Source organism: Lentzea sp. NPDC004789, assembly GCF_053601075.1.
The window spans coordinates 143,962-166,563 of the sequence record NZ_JBSGBE010000014.1; the positions used below are offsets into that span (position 1 = coordinate 143,962).

Genomic DNA, 22,602 nt, shown 5'->3' on the forward strand with positions numbered 1-22,602 from the left:
AGCCTACGCACCAGGGACCGACCAGGGGGTTCCACGGGTTCGAAGGGGGCCCTGGTGGGAGCAACCTCGTGTCATCAACGAAGAAGGAGAGGACATGGACTACAAGTTCGAGGTCGCGGTCATTCCGGTCAGCGACATCGACCGGGCGATCCACTTCTACCGGACGCTCGGCTGGCGCTTCGACGCCGAGTTCGCCGACGACGAGGGCTACCGCCTGGTGCAGCTCACCCCGCCCGGTTCGCCGGCGTCGATCATCTTCGGCAGCGGCGTGACGAACGCGGAGCCGGGCAGCGCCGAGGGCCTGCACCTGATCGTCGACGACATCGTCGCCGCCCGTGAGGATCTGCTCGGCCGCGGCGTCGAGGTCAGCGAGATCTTCCACGACAAGACCGGCGTGTTCCACCACGCGGGCACCGACGGCCGAGTGGACGGGCCCGCTCCGGACCGTGCGAGCTACGGATCGTTCGCGTCGTTCAGCGACCCGGACGGCAACGGCTGGGTGCTGCAGGAGATCACGACTCGCCTTCCGGGACGGGTGTCGTGAACCTGACCAAGATGGACATGAAGCTCGAAGTCACCGTCATCCCCGTCACGGATGTGGAGCGCGCCAAGGAGTTCTACCTCCGGCTGGGCTGGCGGCTCGACGTCACCCCGCCGTGGGTCGTGCAGTTCACCCCGCACGGCTCGGGCGCCTCCATCCACTTCGGTGAGGGCGTCACGACCGCGGCACCCGGTTCCGGACGGCACTTCCTGATCGTCTCGGACCTCGTGGAGACGCACGAGGCCCTGCTCGCCGCCGGGATCGAGGTCGGCCCGATCTACCACGGTGGCCCGGACGGTCCCGTCGAGGGCGTGGACCCGCAGCGCCGCAGCTACTTCTCACGTGCCGAGTTCGCCGATCCGGACGGCAACCTCTGGATCCTGCAGGAGGTCACGACCCGCCTGCCCGGCCGCGTCGACGCCGACGACACGTCCTACGCGTCGATCGCCGACCTGGCCGCGGCGTTGCGCCGTGCCGCGACGGCGCACGGCGAGCACGAGAAGCGCAACGGCGGTGAGTTCGACGAGAACTGGCCCGACTGGTACGCCGAGTACTTGGTCAAAGAGCAGACGGGCGAGGAGCTGCCGCGCTAACTTGCGCGGGTGATCCCCGAAGTGGAACAAGCGCTGCGCGGAACGCCGTCGAAACTGGCGTTCCGCGCGCTTTGTGCCGGCACCGGCGCCGACCTGGTGTCCTACTGCGACGAACAGCTCGCGTCCTGGCCGGACGAGCTGCGCGAGGCACCGTGGTCCTGGCTCGCGGCACTGGAATCCGGCTTCACGAAACCGGTGTGGCCACTCGTCCGGTCACTCGACCTCGGGCGCGCCGGCACCGGACTGCGCAAGCTCAGCGTCCCGGATCCGCGTCGTCCGGAGATGCGTGCGGTGACCAGGCTGACGCTCGGCTATCTCGATCGCGAGCAGCTCCAGGCGTTGACCGCGACCGCCGACGAGTGGGAGAACCTGCGCAGCGTTCGCTGCCGGATGCTGCTGCCTCAGGACGCCGACGTGCTCGGCCGGCTCGCGCGCAGCGAGCTCGTCACGCGGCTTGACTCGCTGATCCTCGTGAACGTGACGGAGAACCTGTTCCACTTCACGAAGCCGTCGTTCCGGCTCGACCGGCCGACCCGCCTGCGCCACATCGGCGTGATGGCATCGGACCTGGCCCACCTGTTGCGCGAGGGACTGGTACCCGAGCTGCGGTCCGCCGAGGTGCTCGTCGGGTCCGCCGAGGAAGCCCGGGAACTCGCTTCCTGCGCCGGGCTCGCGTCCCTGGAACGGCTGGAGATCGGGTTCCGGTGCGGCCACAACGGCCGGCAACCGTTGTGGCGACCGTTCTTCGGCAACGTGATCGAGGAGGACGACGAGGCCTGCGCGGAGTTCTTCTCCCGCGCCGACCTCTCGGGGCTGCGCGGCCTGCGGGTGCGCGGCACGCCGATGGGGCTCGGCCGCGAGGGACTCGGTGCGCGCGGCGTCGAGGCGATCCTGCCGGTGGTGCCGCGGCTGACCGAGCTGGCCCTCGAAGGGCTGCCCGTGGACGACAGGTCGATCGCGGCCGTCATCGGTGCTCTGGACAGCTCGCGCCTGGAGAAGCTGACGTTGTGCGATCTGGTCGCCACTGACCTGTCGGCGGACGCTTTCGCTGCCGCGCAAGCGTTTCCGCGGCTGCGTCACCTGGACCTCAGCCGCAACCACCTCGGCGCGGAAGGTGCGCGGCGGGTGCTCGGCGTCGAGCTGCCCGTGCTGGAGCACCTCGACCTGAGCGGCCACTGGGGCGACTCGCCGCACTACGCCCGCTCCGATCTCCAGCCCGTCGGTGACGGTGGCGCGATCGCCGTGGCGTCGGCCGGTCTGGCGAACCTCAGGACGTTGCGGCTCTCGGCGGTGGGGCTCGGGCCGGAGGGACTCGCCGCGCTGCTGCCGTTGCCCGGCCTGGATGACCTGGACGTGGCCGGCAACCCGATCGGCGAGCTGCTCCCGCTGCCGCGGTGGGGTTCGGTGCGGACGGTGAAGCTGGCCGACTGCGGCCTGGGCGACTCGGCCATCGCCGCACTTCCACCCGAGGCGTCCCTGGTGAGCCTTTCCCTGGCCTACAACAAGTTCGGCTCGGACGGCGCCCGTGCGCTGGCCGCGTGGCCGGTGCTGCCGCAGCTGTGGTCGCTCGACCTGCACGACCACACGATCGGCGACGACGGCCTGGCCGCCCTGGCCGCGTCCGGTGCCGCGCGGCGGCTGGTCGAGCTGGACCTGCAGCAGGACTGCTGGAACGCGCACCGCCGCTCGTACGTCACGCCGCTGCCCGACGAAGTCCTTGTGCGCGAATCGTTCCCGGCTCTCGACTCGATGTTCCTCGGCATCATCGACGGCTACCACGGCGCCCGGTACAGCACCGGAGTCCGCGACCTGCCCGCCGATGCCCGGCCGGAGCTGGTCGCGTTCCTGGACCACGTGGAGATCGAGGAGGACGACGACGAGGAAGAGGACCAGGACCACCCGCCGCGGGAGACCGACTTCCGCAGCGATCAGGCCGAACGCTGGGCGAAGGACCTCGCCGAGGCCGAGGACTTCGCCCGCCGGATGATGTCAGGTGACATTGGGTGGCTGCCCTAGGGGGCGTCCCTGATGTGCGGAAGTCCTGGCGCGGCCTACCTTCTGCGGCAAGCGAGGGAGGCCGCGATGAAGGCGATCGTCCAGGACAGATACGGCTCTGCGGACGTGTTGGAGCTCCGCGAGGTCGAACGACCCGTGCCCGGTCCCGGTGAGGTGCTGGTACGGGTGCGGGCGTCGTCGGTGAACGCCGCCGACTGGCACGTGATGCGGGGCGACCCGTACTTCGCGCGCCTGTTCCTCGGCCTGCGCGCCCCGAAAACCCGGATCCGCGGTCTCGACTTCGCGGGCGTGATCGAGGCCGTCGGACCGGAGGTGAGCGGCCTGCTGCAGGTGGGCGACGAGGTGTTCGGCGAGGTCGAGGGGTCCTTCGCCGAATACGTGCGGGTGCCCGCGCACCTCGTCGAGCACAAGCCGTCGAACCTGACCTTCGAGCAGACCGCGACGCTGCCGCTGGCGGGCAACACGGCGTGGACGGGACTGCGCGACCTGCAGGCCGGGCAGAAGGTGCTGATCAACGGCGCGTCCGGCGGGGTCGGCCTGCTGGCGGTGCAGATCGCCAAGGCCCGCAAGGCGATCGTGACCGGCGTGTGCAGCACGCGCAACGTCGAGCAGGTGCGCGCGGTCGGTGCCGACCACGTCATCGACTACCGGAACGAGGACTTCACCCGTGGTGGTGAGCGCTACGACCTGATCTTCGACCTGGTGGGCAACCGGTCGATGAGCTCGTTGCGCGGCTCGCTCACCCCGGACGGGACGCTGGTGCTGTCCGGGGGCGGCAGCTTCAACGGCGGCGCGCTCTTCGGGCCGTACCGGCTGATCATCCAGGGCAAGGTGCTCGGACCGTTCGCACGGCAGCGGCTCGTCGTGCTGGAAGCCAAGCCCAGCAAGGAGAACCTGGCCGCACTGCGGGAGCTCGCCGAGTCGGGACGGCTGGTGCCGGTGATCGAGCGGACGTACCCGCTGACCGACGCGCCCGAGGCGATCCGGCACGTGGAGGGGGAGCACGCCCGCGCGAAGGTCGTGGTGACGGCCTGACCTGACCCGTGCTCGGCGGAAATTCCGTGGCGCAGAAGGCCCCGAGGCGACGACGATCCGCCCCATGGTCGAAGTTCGCGTCAGCGGTGGCACGGTCAGAGGCACCTCCGAATCGGGCGTGGCGGTCTTCCGGGGCATCCCGTTCGCCGCGCCCCCGGTCGGCGCCCTGCGGTTCGCCGCACCGCGACCGGCCCCGGCGTGGGACGGCGTGCGGGAGGCGACCGCGTTCGGCCCGCCGCCTCCGCAACCGCAGGCCTTCGGCATGAACCAGGTGGGCGTGGCGGGCGACGACTGGCTGACCGTCAACGTCTGGTCGCCGGACCTCGCCGCGAACCTGCCGGTCATGGTGTGGATCCAGGGCGGCGCCTACGTCTTCGGCACGTCCGGCCTGCCCGAGTACGACGGCCTGCGCCTCGCCCGGGACGGCGTGGTGCTGGTGACGTTCAACTACCGCGTGGGCATCGAGGGGTTCGCGCACGTCGAGGGCTCGCCGCCGAACCGCGGTCTGCTCGACCAGGTCGCCGCCCTGGAGTGGGTGCGCGACAACATCGGCGCGTTCGGCGGCGATCCCGGCCGCGTCACGATCTTCGGCCAGTCCGCGGGCGGCGGCTCGGTCGCCGCGCTGCTCGCGATGCCGCGAGCCGCCGGGCTCTTCCACCGGGCGGTCGCGAGCAGCGTGCCCGGCCCGTTCTTCACGCCGGAGCTGGCCGCGGACGTCGCGTACGCCTGTGCCGCCGAGCTGGGCGTGAAACCGAGCGAACTGTCCACAGTGGACCCGGCACTGCTGCCGGCCGCGGCCGACGAGATCATGGCCAAGATCGGGCAGTTCACCGGGAGGTGGGGCCGGGCCGCGCACAAGCAGATCCCGTTCGCGCCGGTCGTCGACGGGGACGTCCTGCCGGTCACGCCGTGGGAGGCGGTGGCCGCGGGCGCGGCGCGGCACGTCGGCCTGGTCGCCGGCCACACGCGGCACGAGCAGCGCCTGCTCACCATGATCGACGGGATGCTCGGCCAGGTGACGGACGAGCAGGCGGCGACCGCGCTGGAGGTCTTCGCGCCCAGCGCGGGGGACTACCGGAGGAGCTTCCCGGACGCGGGCCCGGACGAGCTGTACGACCTGGTCTGCTCGGACTGGGTGTTCCGGATGCCGTCGCTGCGGCTGGCGGAGGCGCAGGCCGCGGCGGGCGGCAGGGCGCACGTGTACGAGCTGGCCTGGCCGGCGCCCGGTCTGGGCGGTGCACTGGGCGCGTGCCACGGCCTGGACGTGCCGCTGGTGTTCGGGAACCTGGACCGCGGCCGGCCGGCGATGTTGCTCGGCGAGGTGACGCCCGAGGCGATGGAGCTGTCGGACCGCATGCGCGGCGCGTGGACGGCGTTCGCGGCCAACGGAGATCCGGGCTGGCCCGCCTACGCCGCGGACCGTCTGACGCGCGTCTTCGACGTCGTGGACCAGGTGGTCCCGTACCCGGAGGAGAAGTCCAGGCTGATCTGGCAGGACCACGACTTCCGCCCGCTCGACCTGGCGGGGTGAGGCGGGAATACCTCTCACCGGTCGGCGTTGTACGCGCCGGAAGGGAGGTTCGATGAGCGAGAACCGCTGGGTGGCCGCGACCCGCCTGTTCGACACGGTCCGCGCGGAGACGGTCGCCGACAAGTGGGAACGCGCACAGCTGCTGTTCGAGACGAGGGACTACGCCAAGGCGGCGCTGCTGCTCGCCGAGGTCGTCGAGGAAGTGCCGTTCCAGACGGACCTCTGCCTGCTGCTGGCGCGCGCCTACTACCACTCGGCGCAGCTGGGCAAGGCCGAGGCGCAGCTCCGCGTGATCGTGGACCGCGACCCGGTCGAGCACTACGCCCACCTGCTGCTCGGGCGCACGCTGGAACGGCAGGGGCGGCCGGAGGAGGCCGCGCCGTGGCTGCGGCTGGCCGCCGCGTTCGGCGGCGAGCTAACTGACGTCTAGCTTCGCGAACGCCCGCAGCAGACCCGGCGCCACCCGGCTCGCCAGCCGTGCCGCCTTCGCCTCCGCCGTCACCGGAACCACCGGCCGGTTGCGGCGAACCGCGCGCACGATCTCGGCGGCCACCCCCTCCGGCCCGAACCCGCGCCGCGCGTAGAGCCGCGTCGCGCGGGCCTGCTTGCGGCTCTGCTCCTCGGCGCTGACGCCGGAGAACGTCGTGGTGGCCGTGATGTTCGTGTTGACCAGCCCCGGACAGATCGCGCTGACCCCGATGGCGTGCGGCGCGAGCTCGGCCCGCAGGCAGTCCGACAGCATGAACACCGCGGCCTTGCTGGTCGCGTACGCGGAGAGGATCTTCGACGGCAGGTAGGCCGCCGCCGAGGACAGGTTCACGATGTGACCGCCCTCTCCGCGTTCGACCATCAGCTCACCGAACGCGCGGCAGCCGTGCACGACACCCCACAGGTTGACGTCCAGCACCCGTTGCCACTGCTGCGTCGAGGTCGACAGGAACGACCCGGAGTGGCCGATGCCCGCGTTGTTGACCACGACATCGGGCACCCCGTGCTCGTCGGCGACCTGCCGCGCCCACGCGCGCACGGCCGCTTCGTCGCGGACGTCGACCTCGTAGGCGTGGCCGTCGACCAGTTCCGCGGTCTCCTTCGCGGCCGCGAGGTCCACATCGGACACCACAACTCGGGCACCCGCCTCGGCGAACGCCACCGCGGTCGCCCGGCCGATACCGCTGCCGCCACCGGTGATCACGACGAGCTCGCGCGGGGGAGTGGCGTCCCCGACGAACTCGCTGATCATGCGGGCGAGCTGCCGCGGGTGGCTCAGCGGCGCCCAGTGCCCGGCCGCGATCCTGCGCCGCCGCAACGACGGCACCCAGCGTTCGAGGTCGAGCGGTTCGGTGCGGATGTAGCGGTCGCGGGTCGGCTGGATCACCTGCACCGGCATGGGGGCGAGGCGGTGCCGCGGCGAGCGCATGACCTGGCGGATGTTGACCCGGTACAACGAGATCCCGCGCACCGCGTCCCTGGTGATCGTCCTCGCGGGCCTGACGTCCACGCCCTCCAGGCGCTTCAGCACGGCACCCCAGCGCGGGCCGAGGTACAGGCGCCAGAACAGCGGCGCCAAGACCGGCAGGTGGAACGCGCCGATGTACCAGGACTGCAGGAACTGCCGGACGTGCGCGACCGACAACCGCTTGCGCGACCAGTGACCCATGTGATCCAGACACGGCCCGGAGATCGAGGTGAACGTCGCGATCCGCGCGCCGGGCGTGGTCACGGCCTCCCACGACTGGATCGAGCCCCAGTCGTGGCCGACGAGGTGCACCGGCTCGTCCGGGCTGACCGCGTCGATCACCGCGAACAGGTCGGCCGCCAGGTGCTCCAGCCGATAACCGTCCTCAGTGGACGGTGGCGTCGACTCGCCCGCGCCGCGCACGTCGTAGGTGACGACCCGGAAGTCCTCTTCGAGGATCGCCGCCACGCGGTCCCACACGACGTGCGTGTCGGGGTATCCGTGCACCAGCACCACGGTCGGTCCACTCGTGCCGCGCACCTGCACGGCGAGGTCGACTTCTCCGGAACGCACCTTCACAGCTCCTCCACGACGAGTCGGTCACCGTTCGGCCGGTCCACGCAGATCCGCACCCCGCCGACCTCGCACGTGCCGCAGAACCCCTGCCGGCACGAGTAGGCGACCGACGGCCGGAAGTCCCTGATCACGTCGAGCGCCGACCGGTCGGCCGGCACGTCGAGGGATACCCCGCTGCGGCGCAGTTCGACCGTGAACGGCCGCCCGCCCACGATCGGCGGCGGCCCGAACCGCTCGAAGTGCAGCCAGCGCGCGGAGAACTCGGTGCGGACCTGGTCGAGCATCGGCGCCGGACCGCAGCAGTAGACCGCGCCCGCGGGCTGCGCGTCGGCGAGCAGCGGGCCGCCGCGGCCGATCCTGATGTCGACCCGGCCGATCGGCAGTTCGTCCAGGAACGGCATGGCCTTCGTCGACCGGCCGCAGTAGACGAGCCGCCAGTCGAGGCCGGCCTTCGCGGCCGCGTGGACCATCGGCAGGATCGGCGTGATGCCGATGCCGCCTGCCACGAACAGCACCGGTCCGATGCCGGCGAACGGGAACGCGTTGCGCGGTCCTCGCACCTGGATTCGGTCGCCGATGTTCAGGGCCTGTACCTCGCGTGATCCGGCGCCGACTCTGCGGACCGCGATGCGGTAGGTGGGGTCGGCCGGGTCGCCGCACAGCGAGTACTGGCGCCGCAGGCCGCTCGGGAGGTGGAGGTCGAGGTGGCAGCCGGGTTGCCAGGGCGGGAGCGATGGGCCGCCCAGCCGGAGGCTTACCACGTCGTCGGCGACCTCGGTGCGTTCGGTGACGTTGAGCCACAAGGCGTCGCGGGCGGGGCCGGGCTGGGCGCGGCCGCCGAAGCGGGTGACGGCGGCGTCGTAGAGGTGGCCGAACCGGGTCAGGGTGCGCAGCATCGGACCGCCTCCGCCCCGGGCTGGGCCGTCAGGTCCGGTCGGGCTGCGGGGTAGCGGACTGCTGGTCCGGTTGGGGCTGTGGTGTCGGGTTGGGGCGCGCGGTAGCGGACCGCTGGTCCAGGTCGGGCCGTGCGGTACCGGACCGCCGGTCCGGGTAGAGCTGTGGGGTCGGATTGGGTCGTGCGGTACCGGACCGCTGGTCCGGGTAGAGCTGTGGGGCCGGGTCGGGTCGTGCGGTAGCGGACCGCCGGTCCGGGTAGGGCTGTTGGGTCGGATTGGGTCGTGCGGTAGCGGACCGCTGGTCCGGGTGCGGCTGTGAGGTCGGATTGGGCTGCTTGGTAGCGGACTGCCGGTCCGGATAGGGCTGCCGGGTCAGGTTGAGCTGTGCGGTAGCGGACCGCCGGTCCGGGTAGAGCTGTCGGGTCGGGTCGGGCCTCGCGGTGCCGGACCGCCGGTCCGGACAGGATCGCCAGCCCGCACCGAGCCGCACGGCATCGAACCGCCGCTCCTCCACGCCACATCAGTGCGCCTCCCGAGCCGCGGGCGACGACGCCAGATAAGCGACAGCCTGCGCCGTCGACCCCTCCTGCCCAGGGTGGTAATCCGGGTGGAAGTACCGCAGAAACGCCAGAAAGATCTCCGACAGCTGAGGCAGCAACCCCCGCCGCCCGGCCCGCATCGCCTCACGCCACGTGAGCCGCACCCGAGCGGTCCGGTCCGCCCGCAGCAGGAACCGCGCACCCCGCACCCACAGCCAGAACATCACCGGCGCGACCAGCAGCATCGTCCGCGCCCGCCGCACGTACCGGCGGTCGAGGTGGCGCATCAGGTCGTAGGCGACGCTGTGGTGCTCGACCTCCTCGGCCGCGTGCCAGCGCAGCAGGTCGAGCATCACCGGGTGGATGCCGGCGCGGTCGAGCGCCTGGGCGTTCAGCATCCAGTCGCCCAGGTACGCCGTGAAGTGCTCGATGGCCGCCACGATCGCGACCCGCTCGATCAGCTGCTCGCGCGCCTGCTCGTCGGTCAGTCCCGGCCTAGGGCCGAGGATGCGCCGGAACACGTGCTCCATCTGCCGGGTGAACGGCCGCGGGTCCAGTCCGCCCGCGAGCAGGTGGTCGAGCACCTCGCTGTGCGCCTCGGCGTGCATCGCCTCCTGCCCGATGAAGCCGAGCACGTCCTCGCGCAGCGTGTCGTCGGTGATCAGCGGCACGGCCTGCTGGAACGTCCGCGCGAACCACCGCTCGCCCTCGGGCAGCAGCAGGTGCAGGACGTTCATGACGTGCGTCGCCACGGGTTCGCCGGGGATCCAGTGCATCGGCAGGGTCGACCAGTCGAAGCGCACGTCACGGGGCTGCAGAACGAGGTTGTCCGGCTCCATCGCCTACCTCCGGCAATTACTACGCGGCCGTAGCTTTGTGAAAGCTACGCCACCGTAGCAATATGGGAGGGTGAGCACAACGCGCCGGAAGTACGCCCGCCGCCTGCCGCCCGAGCAGCGCCGCGAGCAGCTGCTGGACGCGGCTCTCAGCCTGATTCCGGCAGGGTTCGACACCGTGACGATGGAATCCGTCGCCAAACAGGCCCAGGTGACGAAACCTGTCCTCTACGACCTCTTCGCCAACCGGGCTGAGCTGATCGGTGCCCTGCTGGAACGCGAGGCCGCCAGGGCGACCGAGCAGGTCGTCGCGGCCTTGCCGACCGACTTCGCCACGCGCTCGCCGGACGACGCCTTCGCCGACGCCGTCCGGGTCTTCGTGCACGCCGTCGTCGAGGCGCCCGACCGCTGGCGCCTGGTGCTGCTGCCGCCCGAGGGCACGCCGCGTGAGTTCCGCGCCCAGGTCGAACTGGTGCGCGCGGGGGTCCTCGCCCAGATCGAGGACCTGGCCGCGCTGGGGCTGAAGGAGCTGGGCGGGCTGGACGACCTCGACTCGGGCCTGCTGGGGCACGCGATGCTCGCGCTGGCCGAGATGTCGGGACGGCTGGTGCTGACCGACCCGGAGAAGTTCACGCCCGACCGGCTGGTGGCCTTCGTGACGCGGATCGCGCACGGCCTGCGCTGAGCACTACCGCCTGGTTCGGACGTGCGTGAGCAACGCGAGCCCGGTCGGGTCGTGGCCGATCGAGACGTCGCAGCCCGGCAGCAGCGCACGCACGGCGGCCTCGTCGCGCTCGATCAGCGACCACTCCATCAGGAACTCGAGCGGCCACCGGAACGGGTTGCCCACCCCGATGCAGGAGAAGCAGAACGTGCCGCCCGGACGGCACAGCCTGGTCAGCACGGCCTCGGTCAGGCGGACGGCGGCGCGGTCGTTGAGGTAGTCGTACAGGCCGCCGGCGAGCACCAGGTCGAACGGGCCGAGCTCGGCCAGGGCACCTAGTGCGCGGAAGACGTTGCCGGGCACCGCGGTGGTGAAGTCGTTGAGCAGGCCGAGCCGCTTCCGCGTCAGCTCCAGCGCGTCCGGGTCGACGTCGGTGAGCACGAAGCGGTCGCCGGGGCGGACCACGCCCGGCGGGATGTGCCGCAGGTCGGGCGCGGCGCCGGAGGCGATCAGCAGCACCGACCGCGGGCCGTTGCGCGGCGCGGTCAGCGTGTCGCTGATCAGCCGGGCCTGGTGCAGCACGCGGTTGCGCAGCTGCTGGGTGATCGCCGAGCTCTGCAGGCTCGCCTCGACGTGCCACCCGAGGGTGCCCGGCGTGGCGCCGTTGGCCTGCGCCATCACGTGCTCGACCAACCGGAAGTCGCTCGGGTAGCCGCGCGCCCATTCCTGTTCGCTGCGCATGAACGGGGTCCGCGCGCACGCCGACCGTGCCGGTTGGACGATCGCGGCGATGTCCTCGTCCGGCACACCCGCGAGCACGCCGGCGCCGATCTGCGTGCCGAGCGTGCGGAAGCGTCCTCCCACCAGCATGTGCGTCGCGGGATCGGCGAGGTTGAACTCCTTCTCACTGCGCAGGAAGCCGTCGACGGCGTCGCTGAGCCGGTGCAGGGCGTCCATGCTTTGCGGGAGCACTGTCATCGAACACTTCCTCGCTGCGGCAACGATTCCCGAGCCTGTCAGTCGGCGCCGCCGCCCGACAGAGGCTTTCGGGTAATACGGAGCCGACCCCGTCCGCAGTTCAGCGACCGGCCGCCATGATCGCGTCCGCGATCGCCTGATGCCCCGCCGGAGTGGGGTGCACGTCGGACTGGTCGCAGAAGTACGTCAGTGTGCAGACCTCGGCCACCGAGGCTGGGATCTGGCCGTACTTCGGGTGTTCGGTCAGGTCCGTCAGCGCCCCGTAGCCGCCGGTCGTCTTGGTGATGTCGGCGAACTTGGCGCCGAACTTCGCGTACTCGGCGGCCATCTCGCCGTTGAAGTCCTCGTACAGCGACACCGACGAACGCGCGAGCTCCTCGCCGTTCGGGAACGCCGGGTTCACCCACGCGCCCAGGAACACGTCCGGGTAGGTCAGGCCGATGATCTTCACGTCCGGCGCGGCCTCGCGGATGCGGGTGAGCACGGTGGAGATGTTGGTCTTGGTGTCGGTGAGGGCGCCCTTCGCGCACTCGAGCGGGTTCTCCGCCACCGCGCACGGTTCCACCAGGTCGTTGCCGCCGATCACCAGCGTGACCAGACCGACCCTGCCGGTGCGCAGCTCGTCGACGGTCGCGTCGATCTGGCTGCGGCCCTCCGCCTCCGGGCCGCAGGCGGGCTCGGTCAGGAGCTCGGCGGAGGTGACGCCGTTGCAGGCGAGGTTGACGAGGTTCAGGCCCTCGCGCTTGGCGATGATGTCGGCGAAGCTCTCGCCGTTGCCGACCGGCGAGAAACCGGTGGCGTAGGAGTCGCCGAGCGAGATGTAGATCTGCTGCCCGTCCTTGGGGTCACCGCCCGTCATCGGTGCGGCGGAAGTGACGTCCTGCGGTCTTGAGGTGCACGCGGCCAGCGCCGTCACCAACGCGATGACCAGGGCAAACCTCGGCACACCCGCTCCTATGCATCGGGAACTGATGTGCCGAGGGTACTGAACCGGTCGTGAGCCCACTGTGTTAGCCGAAGCTGCGCAACCGGAGGCTGTTGGTGACGACGAACACGGACGAGAACGCCATGGCCGCGCCCGCGATCATCGGGTTGAGCAGGCCGAGCGCGGCCAGCGGCAGGGCGGCGACGTTGTAGGCGAACGCCCAGAACAGGTTGCCCTTGATCGTCGCCAGCGTGCGGCGGGACAACCGGATCGCGTCCACGGCGGCCCGCAGGTCGCCGCGCACCAGCGTGAGGTCGCTCGCCTCGATCGCGACGTCCGTGCCGGTGCCCATGGCCAGACCGAGATCGGCCTGGGCGAGTGCGGCGGCGTCGTTCACGCCGTCGCCGACCATCGCGACGACACGGCCTTCGTCCTGCAGGCGCTTCACGACGTCGACCTTGTCCGCGGGCAGCACCTCGGCGATGACCTCGTCGATGCCGACCTCGGCGGCCACGGCCCGAGCCGCGGCCTCGTTGTCGCCGGTCAGCAGCACCGGGCGCAGGCCGAGTCCGCGCAGGCCCTCGATCGCCTCCTTCGAGGTGGGCTTCACGGTGTCGGCCACGACGAGCACGCCGCGGGCCTTGCCGTCCCACGCGACCAGCACCGCCGTGCGGCCCTGCCGTTCGGCGGCCTCCTTCGCCTCGGCGAGCGCCGGGTCGAGCCGGATGCTCCACTCGTCGAGCAGCTTCTGCCGTCCGACGAGCACCGCGTGCCCGTCGACGACACCCTGCACGCCGAGTCCCTCCACGTTCTGGAAGTCGTCGACGGCAGGCACCTCGCCCGCCGCCCGCACGACGGCCTTGGCGATCGGGTGCTCCGAGGCGTGCTCCAGCGCACCGGCGAGCCTGAGCACCTCGGCCTCGGTCTCGTCCTGCGCGGTGTGCACGCTCACCAGGCTCATCCGGCCCGCGGTCACGGTTCCGGTCTTGTCGAGCACGACCGTGTCGACGCGCCGGGTGGACTCCAGCACCTCCGGGCCCTTGATCAGGATGCCGAGTTGGGCGCCGCGGCCCGTGCCGACCAGCAGCGCGGTCGGCGTGGCCAGGCCCAGCGCGCACGGGCAAGCGATGATCAGCACCGCGACCGCCGCCGTGAACGCGGCACCCGCGCCGCCGCCCGTGCCGAGCCAGAAGCCCAGCGTGCCGACGGCGAGCGCGATCACGATCGGCACGAACACCGCGGAGATCCGGTCGGCCAGGCGTTGCACCTCGGCCTTGCCGTTCTGCGCGTCCTCGACCAGCTTCGCCATCTGCGCGAGCTGGGTGTCCGAACCGATCCGCGTGGCCCGCACGACGAGCCGGCCGCCCGCGTTGACCGTCGCGCCGACGACCGCGTCGCCCGGCCGCACCTCGACCGGCACGGACTCGCCGGTGAGCATGCTCGCGTCGACCGCCGAGCTGCCCTCCTCGACGACGCCGTCGGTGGCGATCTTCTCGCCGGGCCGCACGACGAACCGGTCGCCCTTGCGCAGCTCGCCGGTCGGGACGCGGACCTCGCGGCCGTCCCGCAGCACCGCCACGTCCTTGGCGCCCAGTTCGAGCAGTGCCTGCAACGCCGCTCCCGCGCGGCGCTTGGACCGCGCCTCGAAGTAGCGCCCGGCCAGGATGAACGTCGTGACGCCCGCCGCGACCTCGAGGTAGATGTTGCCGGTGCCTGCCATCCGCTCGATGGTGAACGTGAACCCGTGCGTCATGCCCGGTGTGCCGGCGGTGCCCAGGAACAGCGCGTAGAGCGACCACAGGAACGCCGCGCCGACGCCGAGCGAGATCAGCGTGTCCATCGTGGCGGCGCCGTGGCGCAGGTTCGTCCAAGCCGCCTTGTGGAACGGCCACGCGGCGTACGTGACGACGGGCCCGGCGAGGGCGAGCGACAGCCACTGCCAGTAGGTGAACTGCAGTGCTGGGATCATCGCGAGCGCGATCACCGGCACGGCCAGCGCGGTGGCCGTGATCAGCCGTTGCCGCAGGGTCTTCGCCGGGTCGTCGTCCTTCTCGGCGGCGGCTTGCGGCGCCTGCGGGAGCTCGGCGGTGTAGCCGGTGTCCTCGACGACCTTCACCAGGTCGGCCGGGGTGAGGTCGTCCGGGTAGCTGATCCTGGCCTTCTCGGTCGCGTAGTTGACCGACGCCTCGACGCCGTCCAGCCTGTTGAGCTTGCGCTCGATCCGCGCGGCACAGGAAGCGCACGTCATGCCGCCGATCGAGATCTCGACGGTGGTCTCAGTGGCCATGACCGCCCTCCTCGCGGGTCGTGAGCGTGAACTCGGCCGTGCGGACCTCGTTCTCGTGCTGGAAGTCCAGGAACAGCCGGTAGGTACCGGCCGTCGGCACCTCCACCGCGAACTTCACCTCGTCGCTCTGCTCGGGGTGCACGTGCAGGTACGCGAGGTCGGCCGACCTCAGCGCGACCAGGTGCCCCTTGGCGCCCAGGTAGTTCTGCAGGTCGGTCACCGGCCTGCCGTTCCTGGTGACGCCGATGGTCACGGTGGACGCGGCACCGGCGTCGAGGTCGCCGTTGAGGGTTACCTCGTAGCCGTCGACGGTGAACGTGCGGCTGGCGGCGTAGTTGTGCGGCCGGTAGTCGCCCGCGACCTGGAGGTCGGCGCCGAGCGTGGTCTTCTGGCCGTCCGCCGGCTTGAAGTCGGCGAACACGCGGTAGCTGCCCGCTTCGGTCAGCTTGAGCGGCACCGACCACATGCCGTCCGGCGTCATCTCCGGGTGCACGTGCCGGAAGCCCGACCCGTCGCGGCGGACGACGATCAGGTGCAGCCGCTTCTCGTGCTCGACGTCGAACTTCGTGACGGGCTTGCCGTCCGGGCCGCTGATGTGGAAGCCGAGCGACTCGTTCTCGTGCAGCCGCAACGTGTAGCCCTTGTCCGAAACGGACAGTCCAGGTGGGACCTCCGCCGGCTCGGCGTTGTGCTCGTTGTGCGCCATGGGTGTCTCCGGCTTGGCGACCGGACCGGCCGCCGCGCCCGCGGCCCAGGTGCCCCCGAAGATCACGGCCAGCGCCGCGCCGTAGAGCGCGACCTTGTACCCGGTCCTCATCGTTCGGCCAGCTCGTAGCCGGCCTCGGCGACCGCGGCCCGCACGTCGCCGAGCGCGACCGGCGCGGTGCTGGTGATCGTGAGCCGGCCGGTCGGCAGGTCGACGGCCACGTCGCTGACGCCGCTGATCCGGCCGACCTCCTCGGTCACCGAGCTGACGCAGTGGCCGCAGGTCATGCCGTTGACGGTGTAGCTGGACTCGCTCATGGTTCTCGTACTCCTCACGGGTCAGGAACGGACCAGGCGGGCGATGGCGTCGCCGGCTTCCGCGATCTTCGCGTCGGCCGCGGTGCCGCCCTCGCTGATGGCCTGGCTCACGCAGTGCCTGAGGTGCTCGTCGAGCAACCCCAGTGAGACCGCCTGCAACGCCCGTGTGGCAGCGGAGATCTGGGTGAGCACGTCGATGCAGTACTCGTCGTTCTCGATCATCCGCTGCAGACCGCGGACCTGCCCCTCGATCCGGCGGAGGCGGCGCAGGTGGGCGTCCTTGTTCCCGGCGTAGCCGTGCATGTCTCGCTCCTTCTCCGGCCACCGCGCGGCCGGCTGGTCACGCCGGGGGAGCGGTGGGCTCGCCTCATTTATACCCTAGGGGGGTATGGGTATGTCAAAGGTTGGCCGTGCGGCGGGCGCGTGAGCTGGCTATCTTCCGCAGGTGACCGATCGGCAGAAACTCGCGCACGCCACCGTCCGACCGGCGGTGATCGTCGGAGCGCTCGGCGTCGTGTTCGGCGACATCGGCACGAGCCCGATCTACACGATCCAGACGGTCTTCAACCCCGCCGACCCGCATCCGGTCCCGGTGAGCGTCGACAACGTCTACGGCGTGGTGTCGCTGATCTTCTGGTCGGTCATGATCATCGTGACCGTCACGTACGTGCTGCTGGCCATGCGCGTCGACAACGACGGCGAGGGCGGCATCATGGCCCTCATCACGCTGCTGCGGCGGTGGAAGTCCAAGCAGGGCCGCAAAGCCGCGGCCACGCTCGCGGCACTGGGCATCTTCGGCGCGGCCCTGTTCTTCGGCGACAGCATGATCACCCCGGCGATCTCGGTGCTGTCCGCGGTGGAGGGTCTGAAGGTCGTCGAGCCGGAGCTGGAACGGTTCGTCGTACCGATCACCGCGGTGATCATCGTGGGGCTCTTCCTGGTGCAGCGCAGGGGAAGCGCGGTCGTCGGCCGGTTCTTCGGGCCGGTGATGATCCTCTGGTTCGTCGCCATCGGCGCGGCCGGGATCACGGGGATCGTCCGCCATCCGGAGATCCTCAAGGCGCTGTCGCCGACGTACGCGATCGGGTTCCTGTTCGGGCACTTCGGCATCGCGTTCTTCGCGCTGGCGGCGGTCGTGCTGGCGGTGACCGGTGCCGAGGCCCTCTACGCGGACATGGGGCACTTCGGCCGGCCCGCGATCGCGCGCGGGTGGTTGTTCCTGGTGCTGCCGGCGTGCGTGCTCAGCTACCTGGGGCAGGGCGCGCTGGTGCTCGCCGACGAGTCGAACGTCAGCGGGCCGTTCTTCCTGCTCGTGCCCGAGTGGGGGCGCTGGCCGCTGGTGGTGCTCGCGACGGCGGCGACGGTCATCGCCTCGCAGGCCGTGATCACCGGCGCGTACTCGGTGGCCTCACAGGCCGCGCAGCTCGGGTACCTGCCGCGGTTGCGCATCGCGCACACCTCGGAGTCGACGATGGGGCAGATCTACGTGCCGTGGATCAACTGGCTGCTGATGGTGTCGGTGCTGACGCTGGTGTTCGCGTTCCGCAGCTCGGCGGCGCTGGCGTTCGCGTTCGGCATGGCGGTCACCGGCACGATCACCATCACCACGACGCTGTTCCTGTTCATCTCGCGGCTGAAGTTCAAGGCGCCGGCCTGGGCGATCGCGCTCGGGTGCGTGGTGCTGCTGGGCGTCGACCTGCTGTTCCTCGCGGCCAACCTGACCAAGCTGCTGCACGGCGCGTGGCTGCCGCTGCTGATCGGGCTCACCGCGTTCACGGTCATGACGACGTGGCAGCGCGGACGGGCGGTCGTCACCGGGAACCGCAACCGGGCCGAGGGATCATTGCGGGCGTTCGTCGAGGAACTGCACGAGCTGTCACCGATCCGAGTGCCGGGCACGGCGGTGTTCCTCAACCGCGGCAAGGAAAGCGCGCCGCTCGCCCTGCGGGCCAACGTCGAGCACAACCAGGTGCTGCACGAGCGCGTGGTGGTCGTGTCGATCGAGACCGAACCCGTGCCGCGCGTGCCGCTGGACCGCCGCATCGAGGTCGACGAGCTCGGCTACGGCGACGACGGGATCATCCACGTGAGCGCGCGCTTCGGGTACATGGAGACGCCGGACGTGCCCGCCGCGCTGGCGTTGCTGGACGCCTCGCAGACCGAGGGCGAGCTGGACCTCGACCAGGCGCGGTACTTCCTGTCGAAGATCGAGCTGCGGCGCGGCCAGGCACCGACGATGGCGGCCTGGCGCAAACGGCTGTTCGTCGCCACCTCCCACATCACCGCGGACGCCGCCGAGCACTTCGGATTGCCCCGAGAGCGAACAGTGATCATGGGTGCGCACATCGATGTTTAGCTGATGGCATGACGCCCTACCTGAACCTGGAACCGTCGACGGAGCGTCCCGCCGTCGTGCTGGTCGCGGGCCTCCCGGCACGGGCAAGAGCACGCTCGCGGAGGCGCTGGCCGGCCACCTCCGCCGGCCGATCTTCTCGATGGACTGGACGCTGGGCTCGCTGGTGCTGGCCAGGGTGCTGACCGACGACAACGTGGACGAGGTGGTGGACCTGCAGCTCACCGCCTCTGTGGCGCGGCACGTCCAGCTGGGCGTCGACGTGGTCCTCGACGAGACCGGGCACACCCGCGCGGGCCGCGCCCGGTGGCGAGAGCTCGTCGAGCGGCTCGGCGGGGTGTTCGTCGGCGTCGAGTGCGTCTGCTCGGACGAACGCCTGCACCGCGAGCGCGTCGAGGGCCGGTCGCGGGGCATTCCCGGCTGGCACTCGACGGTGTCGTGGGAGCACGTGCAGCGCATGCGCGGGCTGTGGGAGCCGTGGGACGAGGACCACCTGGTGCTCGACACGGCCGCGGAGACCCCGGACAGCTCGCTGAAGCGGGTGCTGGACGCGCTAGGCGTCGAGGTCCGGTAGCGGCCGGCGGCAGATCTCGCGGGCCTCGTCCGCCGGCACCCCGAACATGCGCAGCAGGTCCTCGGCGATCTGGTCGGTCGCCGCCGCGTCGTCGCGCTCGGGTTCGGCGTGCAGCAGCTGGCCGAGCGCCAGGACGGCGCCCGCGGCGATCACCAGCGCCAGTTCGGGGTCCGCGACCGTGAAGCGGCCGGCCGCGAGTGCCGCGTCGATGTCGCGGCGGGCCCGGTGGGCGAGGCCCTTGCCCGACCTGGTGAACTCGAAACCGTTGTGCAGCAGCACTTTGCTGAGCTCCGGCAGGCACCGGTGCAGCCGTCCGGTGAGCCGGAAGCTCTGCGCGAACACGTGCGCGGGGTCGTCGATGTCGCCGGTGAGGCCGTCGAGCACCTGGCCGAACGTGTCCAGCGCGTCCTCCAGTGCCGCGTGGAACAGGTCTTCCTTGCTCTCGAAGTGGTTGTAGAACGAGCCCATCCCGACGTCGGCGCTCTGCGTGATCTCCAGGATCGGGGCGTTGAGCCTGCCGCTCGCGATGAACTCCTGCGCCGCGCGGACCAGCGCGGCACGGGTGCGGGCCTTGCGGCGCTCCAGGCGGTTCTCGGTCACCCGGACAGTCTAGTCGAACGTCACAACTGACGGAATCCTCAGAAACTCTTGACTGATGACGTGTTCGTAACTGAGGATTTCGTCAGTAACCGCTTCGTCGTGACCTGGAGACCGCAGTGACCGTCACCCTCGCCGTCCTCGTCGCCCTGATCTTCGCCGGTCTTGGCACGATGAAGGTCCTCGCTCTGCCCAGGGCACGTGAGCTGGCCGCCCACTCCGGCTTCTCCGTCACCGCCTACCGCGGCATCGGCGCTCTCGAACTCGCCGGTGCCGCCGGCGTCCTGCTCGGCCTCGCCGTCCCGTTGCTGGGCGGCCTCGCCGGCGCGGGCCTGCTCCTGCTGCTCGTCGGCGCGGTGATCACGCACGTGCGCAACGAAGACACCCTTCCGCAGCTCGCGCCGGCCGTCGTGTGCGCGCTGCTCGTCATCGGATATCTGGTGGTGCTGCTGTGAACCGCATCGACACGCATCAACACGTCGTCCCGCCTCGTTACGCGCAATGGTTGCGCGACAAGGGAATCGAGCCCGGCGGCGTTGCCGTCCCGGACTGGTCGGAGAACATCGCGCTGAAGTTCATGGACGGCCACGGGATCCAGACCGGGATCCTGTCGCTGTCCACCCCCGGCGTGCACTTCGGCGACGACCGGGAGGCCCGCAGGTGGGCCCGCGAGATCAACGAGCTGTGCGCGGACCTGCAGGACCGGCGTCCCGACCGGTTCGGCACCTTCGCCACGCTTCCGCTGCCCGACGTGGACGGCGCGATCGAGGAGGCCGCCTACGCGCTGGACGTGCTCAAGGCCGACGGCATCGTCCTGATCGCCAACTACGAGGGGCGCTACCTGGGCGACGAGACCTTCCGGCCGTTGCTGGAGTTCCTGCACGAGCGCGCCGCCGTGGTGTTCGTGCACCCCGGCGAGCTGCCGACCCCGCCGGTGCCCGGCATCCCGTCGTTCACCGCGGACTTCCTGCTGGACACCACCCGCACGGCGATCAGTCTCATCCTGTCCGGCGCGATGGAGCGGTACGCGGGCATCCGGTTCATCCTGGGGCACGCCGGCGGGTTCGTGCCGTACATCGCCTACCGCATCATGCTCACGATGGCGAAGGAAGGGCTGGCCCCGAGCCTCGACGTGCTGAAGAGGTTCTACTACGACGTCGCGATCTCGGCGACGCCCGCCGCGCTGCCGAGCCTGCTGGAGATCGCCGATCCCGGCCACGTCACCTACGGCAGCGACTTCCCGTTCGCGCCGCCGATCGCGGTCGAGCTGATCAACGCCCAGTACGACAAGTACCCCCTCGACCCGGCGCTGCGGGCCGCGATCGACCGGGGCAACTCCGAGGCGTTGTTCCCGCGCCTGAAGGGAATGCGGTGACACCGCGGCAGCACCGATCGGGGCGCACTCCTGGTGCGCCCCGATCGGTGCACGGCCTGGCGGTCAACAGGGGAGACCGCAGGCCCCGGCCCTTCCACGTCGCAGGGGTGGCGTTGAAGGGTGGTGCCAACGCGAATTAATCTCGCGTAACTGAACTAACCAGTGAGGACCGAGCAGGGGATAGGGCCCCATCACCAAACGGCGACGGCTGTGTTGTGGCCGCCGCACAACCGGGCTCGTGGAGGTGCAGTGCCGGGTATGTCCGCAATGGTGCGGCAGGTGCTCGAAGCCGTCGCGGCCGACGAGAAGGTGGTCGAACGGGTCGTCGACGCCGCCCGCGGCCAGTCGCCGGAGGTCGCGCGGCTGCCGGCGGAGGAGAACCGGCGGCACATCGCGTTCCTGCTCGCGGAGGGGATCGCGCACCTGGAACGCGGCGGGTCGCCCGACGACGGCGACTTCTCGGCGGCGCTGGCGCTGGGGGCCGACCGCGCGGCGCAGGGCGTGTCGATGGCCGGGCTGTTGCGGGGCGTGCACGCCGGACGGACCGAGCTGATCCGGGCGAGCGTCGAGCTCGCGCGGTCGCTGGCGGTCGACGACGGCGCGATCCTGGACTTCATGATCGACCTCGACCACTACGTCGGCGCGGTCGAGCGCAACATCGTCAGCGGGTACCACACGGCCGAGCTGCAGCTGTCCCGCACGGCTCGTGAGCTGAACACCCAGGTGCTGCGCCGGTTGCTGGTCTCCGGCGAGTTCCCGGACGCCTCCGAGCTCGCCCGTGCCGGGCTGCGACCGGACGGGCGCTACCACTGCGTGGTGTCGGCGGTGACCGACCCGAGCCACGCGCGGACGCTGGAACAGCGGCTGCACCCGTTCGGCGGCGTGTACGGGCTCGTCGAGGGACGACTCACCGGGCTCACGCACCTGCCACCGGCCTGGTCGGACGATCTGCTGGTGGTGTCGCCCGCGACCGGCCTGAAGTCGTTGCGGGACATGTACTCCATGTGCGCGCAGGCCCTGGCCGCCGCCGGCGGTTCGCCGGGCGTGCGGAACCTGGTCGACCTCGCCGGTGAGACCGCTCTCGCCGCGTTCCCCGGGCTGGCCGGCACCCTGGCGGACGAGCTGCTGGGACAGCTCGACCCGAAGAGCACCTTCCACCACGAGATGGTGGCGACGGCGTTGTGCTACCTGGACAACGGCGGCCGGCTCAGTGCGACGGCCTCGGCGCTGCACATCCACGCGAACACCGTGCGGTACCGGCTGGACCGGCTCGTTGAGCTCACGTCCGCCGACCTGGGCGAGAACCCGGACGCGGGGCGGTCCCACGTGTTGACGACGCTGCACACCTGGTGGGCGCTGCGGTCGTGGCTCGACCGCAGCGCCCGCTGACTCACAGGCGGTAGAAGTTCGAGTAGTGGTCCGGCGAGAAGTAGACGTTGCCGTTGGTGTTGTCCAGGACGATCCGGTACGCGTCACGCGCGGCGCCGCGGGCCCGCGGGTAGACGTCGAACTCCTGGTAGGTGTGGCCGGCCGGCAGCTGGCCCTCGCGGTTGAAGAACTGGCCGCCCGTGTAGTTGTACTTGCCGGTCGGCCACGCGTACCAGCCCTTGTCCGGGTAGCCCAGCGACTGCCACGTCGAGTTGGCGGAGCGCGCCGCGGAACACCGCGACTGCGTGCAGGAGCTGTAGACGCCGGCGCTGGCCGCGGGTGCGACGGCCGCGGTCAGGCCGAGCACGGACGCGACGATCGCGAGAGCGGCGAGCAGGCGATGTGTCCGATTCGGTTGCAGGGTTCGCACTTCAGACCT

General features: G+C 70.9%; 22 protein-coding genes and 1 pseudogene. 12 read left to right on the forward strand and 11 right to left on the reverse strand.

Features of this window, described 5'->3' with window-relative positions; translation table 11 throughout:
* Positions 1-94 precede the first annotated feature (94 nt).
* The 6 genes from ACWEIJ_RS29275 to ACWEIJ_RS29300 all read left to right on the forward strand — a co-directional run bounded on the left by ACWEIJ_RS29275 (position 95) and on the right by ACWEIJ_RS29300 (position 6,146).
* A complete protein-coding gene (locus tag ACWEIJ_RS29275; RefSeq protein ID WP_449840460.1) occupies positions 95-544 on the forward strand; it encodes a VOC family protein in 450 nt (149 codons plus the stop codon).
* Positions 541-1,134, forward strand: coding sequence for a VOC family protein (locus ACWEIJ_RS29280; protein WP_449840461.1), 594 nt, complete (start codon positions 541-543; stop codon positions 1,132-1,134). Before ACWEIJ_RS29275 ends, ACWEIJ_RS29280 begins: the two co-directional genes overlap by 4 nt.
* A 9-nt stretch (positions 1,135-1,143) precedes the next feature.
* On the forward strand, positions 1,144-3,150 hold the full coding sequence (locus ACWEIJ_RS29285) for a hypothetical protein (RefSeq protein WP_449840462.1): 2,007 nt from the start codon (positions 1,144-1,146) through the stop codon (positions 3,148-3,150).
* Between the two features lie 66 nt (positions 3,151-3,216).
* Complete coding sequence (locus ACWEIJ_RS29290) at positions 3,217-4,185, forward strand: NAD(P)-dependent alcohol dehydrogenase (RefSeq protein WP_449840463.1); 969 nt, start codon at positions 3,217-3,219, stop codon at positions 4,183-4,185.
* 64 nt (positions 4,186-4,249) lie between these two features.
* Positions 4,250-5,716, forward strand: coding sequence for a carboxylesterase/lipase family protein (locus ACWEIJ_RS29295; RefSeq protein ID WP_449840464.1), 1,467 nt, complete (start codon positions 4,250-4,252; stop codon positions 5,714-5,716).
* Between the two features lie 52 nt (positions 5,717-5,768).
* Entirely contained in the window at positions 5,769-6,146 is a 378-nt protein-coding gene (locus tag ACWEIJ_RS29300; RefSeq protein WP_449840465.1) for a tetratricopeptide repeat protein, read from the forward strand.
* On the opposite strand, the gene ACWEIJ_RS29305 is transcribed toward ACWEIJ_RS29300, so the two are convergent.
* The 3 genes from ACWEIJ_RS29305 to ACWEIJ_RS29315 form a co-directional block, all read right to left on the reverse strand.
* Entirely contained in the window at positions 6,132-7,745 is a 1,614-nt protein-coding gene (locus ACWEIJ_RS29305; RefSeq protein WP_449840466.1) for an SDR family oxidoreductase, read from the reverse strand. The two genes, ACWEIJ_RS29300 and ACWEIJ_RS29305, sit on opposite strands and share 15 nt — an antisense overlap.
* Positions 7,746-7,747: 2 nt before the next feature.
* The gene (locus ACWEIJ_RS29310; RefSeq protein ID WP_449840467.1) at positions 7,748-8,644 is read right to left on the reverse strand and encodes a PDR/VanB family oxidoreductase; all 897 of its coding nucleotides are present in this window, start codon (positions 8,642-8,644) and stop codon (positions 7,748-7,750) included.
* 520 nt (positions 8,645-9,164) lie between these two features.
* Positions 9,165-10,022, reverse strand: coding sequence for a metal-dependent hydrolase (locus ACWEIJ_RS29315; RefSeq protein ID WP_449840468.1), 858 nt, complete (start codon positions 10,020-10,022; stop codon positions 9,165-9,167).
* A gap of 70 nt (positions 10,023-10,092) precedes the next feature.
* On the opposite strand from ACWEIJ_RS29315, the gene ACWEIJ_RS29320 reads away from it, so the two are divergent.
* A complete protein-coding gene (locus ACWEIJ_RS29320; protein ID WP_449840469.1) occupies positions 10,093-10,704 on the forward strand; it encodes a TetR/AcrR family transcriptional regulator in 612 nt (203 codons plus the stop codon).
* Positions 10,705-10,707: 3 nt separating this feature from the next.
* On the opposite strand, the gene ACWEIJ_RS29325 is transcribed toward ACWEIJ_RS29320, so the two are convergent.
* From ACWEIJ_RS29325 to ACWEIJ_RS29350, 6 genes are all read right to left on the reverse strand, one after another.
* Positions 10,708-11,661, reverse strand: a complete 954-nt coding sequence (locus ACWEIJ_RS29325; protein ID WP_449840470.1) for a class I SAM-dependent methyltransferase — start codon at positions 11,659-11,661, stop codon at positions 10,708-10,710.
* A 100-nt stretch (positions 11,662-11,761) separates the two neighbouring features.
* The gene (locus ACWEIJ_RS29330) at positions 11,762-12,607 is read right to left on the reverse strand and encodes an SGNH/GDSL hydrolase family protein (protein ID WP_449840471.1); all 846 of its coding nucleotides are present in this window, start codon (positions 12,605-12,607) and stop codon (positions 11,762-11,764) included.
* A gap of 64 nt (positions 12,608-12,671) precedes the next feature.
* On the reverse strand, positions 12,672-14,873 hold the full coding sequence (locus tag ACWEIJ_RS29335; protein ID WP_449840472.1) for a heavy metal translocating P-type ATPase: 2,202 nt from the start codon (positions 14,871-14,873) through the stop codon (positions 12,672-12,674).
* Positions 14,863-15,690, reverse strand: coding sequence for a hypothetical protein (locus ACWEIJ_RS29340; RefSeq protein WP_449840473.1), 828 nt, complete (start codon positions 15,688-15,690; stop codon positions 14,863-14,865). Before ACWEIJ_RS29340 ends, ACWEIJ_RS29335 begins: the two co-directional genes overlap by 11 nt.
* Positions 15,687-15,896, reverse strand: a complete 210-nt coding sequence (locus tag ACWEIJ_RS29345) for a heavy-metal-associated domain-containing protein (RefSeq protein ID WP_449840474.1) — start codon at positions 15,894-15,896, stop codon at positions 15,687-15,689. The genes ACWEIJ_RS29340 and ACWEIJ_RS29345 overlap by 4 nt, the downstream gene beginning before the upstream one ends.
* Before the next feature lie 21 nt (positions 15,897-15,917).
* Positions 15,918-16,199, reverse strand: a complete 282-nt coding sequence (locus ACWEIJ_RS29350; protein WP_449840475.1) for a metal-sensitive transcriptional regulator — start codon at positions 16,197-16,199, stop codon at positions 15,918-15,920.
* 142 nt (positions 16,200-16,341) lie between these two features.
* Here ACWEIJ_RS29350 and ACWEIJ_RS29355 point away from each other — a divergent pair, with 142 nt between their 5' ends.
* Together ACWEIJ_RS29355 and ACWEIJ_RS29360 are read left to right on the forward strand one after the other, a co-directional pair.
* Entirely contained in the window at positions 16,342-18,252 is a 1,911-nt protein-coding gene (locus ACWEIJ_RS29355) for a potassium transporter Kup (RefSeq protein ID WP_449840476.1), read from the forward strand.
* A 76-nt stretch (positions 18,253-18,328) separates the two neighbouring features.
* A pseudogene (locus ACWEIJ_RS29360) lies at positions 18,329-18,823 on the forward strand (AAA family ATPase); the annotation flags it as partial.
* Here ACWEIJ_RS29360 and ACWEIJ_RS29365 read toward each other — a convergent pair.
* Complete coding sequence (locus ACWEIJ_RS29365; RefSeq protein WP_449840477.1) at positions 18,803-19,423, reverse strand: TetR/AcrR family transcriptional regulator; 621 nt, start codon at positions 19,421-19,423, stop codon at positions 18,803-18,805. The pseudogene ACWEIJ_RS29360 and the gene ACWEIJ_RS29365 overlap by 21 nt on opposite strands.
* Positions 19,424-19,539: 116 nt before the next feature.
* Here ACWEIJ_RS29365 and ACWEIJ_RS29370 point away from each other — a divergent pair, with 116 nt between their 5' ends.
* The 3 genes from ACWEIJ_RS29370 to ACWEIJ_RS29380 all read left to right on the forward strand — a co-directional run bounded on the left by ACWEIJ_RS29370 (position 19,540) and on the right by ACWEIJ_RS29380 (position 22,184).
* Positions 19,540-19,875, forward strand: coding sequence for a DoxX family protein (locus ACWEIJ_RS29370; protein WP_449840478.1), 336 nt, complete (start codon positions 19,540-19,542; stop codon positions 19,873-19,875).
* Positions 19,872-20,795: an amidohydrolase family protein gene (locus tag ACWEIJ_RS29375; RefSeq protein ID WP_449840479.1), complete on the forward strand. Its 924-nt coding sequence runs from the start codon at positions 19,872-19,874 to the stop codon at positions 20,793-20,795. The genes ACWEIJ_RS29370 and ACWEIJ_RS29375 overlap by 4 nt, the downstream gene beginning before the upstream one ends.
* Before the next feature lie 258 nt (positions 20,796-21,053).
* A complete protein-coding gene (locus ACWEIJ_RS29380) occupies positions 21,054-22,184 on the forward strand; it encodes a PucR family transcriptional regulator (protein ID WP_449840480.1) in 1,131 nt (376 codons plus the stop codon).
* A 1-nt stretch (position 22,185) separates the two neighbouring features.
* Here ACWEIJ_RS29380 and ACWEIJ_RS29385 read toward each other — a convergent pair whose 3' ends face one another.
* A complete protein-coding gene (locus ACWEIJ_RS29385) occupies positions 22,186-22,593 on the reverse strand; it encodes a ribonuclease domain-containing protein (protein WP_449840481.1) in 408 nt (135 codons plus the stop codon).
* Positions 22,594-22,602: the final 9 nt, after the last annotated feature.